Source organism: Arthrobacter sp. 260, assembly GCF_013116745.1.
Taxonomy (GTDB): Bacteria; Actinomycetota; Actinomycetes; order Actinomycetales; family Micrococcaceae; genus Arthrobacter_D.
The window spans coordinates 1-954 of record NZ_JABFOE010000032.1 but is presented as its reverse complement, the minus strand read 5'-3'; the positions used below and the strand labels follow the sequence as shown (position 1 = coordinate 954).

1 pseudogene is annotated in these 954 nt (G+C 62.5%); it reads left to right on the top strand.

The features are described from left to right. Nucleotides 1-51 precede the first annotated feature (51 nt). Nucleotides 52-940 (top strand): annotated as a pseudogene (locus tag HMI57_RS18260) (IS5 family transposase). The last annotated feature ends 14 nt before the right edge of the window (nt 941-954 follow it).

Here is a 954-nt window from a genome sequence, read left to right as displayed (position 1 = left end):
ACTAGGGCGTGTCTGCTAAACATCCGGCTTGCCGTGTTTCAAGCTGGATAGATGCTGCGTTCGAATGTGATTTCAGATGAGTTGTGGTCGGTTATCGAGCCTGTCCTGCGTACGGCACCGGGCCGACGGGGCCGACCGTGGAATGATCACCGACTGACGCTGGAGGGCATCTGCTGGCGGTTCCGCACCGGTTCCCCATGGCGGGACCTGCCAGCCGAGTTCGGTGCCTGGCAATCGGTCTGGGAAAGGCATCGACGCTGGTCGGCCGACGGATCCTATGAGCGGATGTTCACCGCAGTGAGGGACTCCAGCGAGGCAAATGACATCGAGCTGGAGTCGCTGCTCTCGGTCGATTCCACCAGTGTCCGGGCTCACCAGCATGCCGCCGGAGCACCGAAGCTGAAGGCCGCTGCGGACCACACAGGGGGCAGGAGCGAGTTACAAGTTTCTGCGCGACGAGCCAGCTGACCATGCGATCGGGCGCTCCAGAGGCGGGCTGACAACGAAAATCCATGCCCTCACCGACAGGGCATGCGCACCGGTCACGATGCTGCTCACACCCGGCCAGGCCGGGGATAACCCCCAGCTGCTGCCGCTACTGGCAGTCCATAAGATCCAGGACGCCACGCCGTTCCGGCTGCTGGCCGACAAGGCCTACTCTCATCCTTCAACCCGCAGCGAGCTACGTTCGCGCAGGATCAAGCACACCATCCCGGAACGCTCAGACCAGATCCAACGGCGCAAGGCCAAAGGCTCCGCCGGCGGCAGGCCACCGGCCTTCGACCCCGCGATCTACAAAGAACGCAACACCGTCGAGCGCGGCTTCAACCGCCTCAAACACTGGCGCGGAATCGCCACCCGCTACGACAAATACGCCACCACGTTCCTCGGCGGCGTACTACTCACCGCAATGGTCACATTCCACCGAATCCACAATTAACAGACACAACCTAG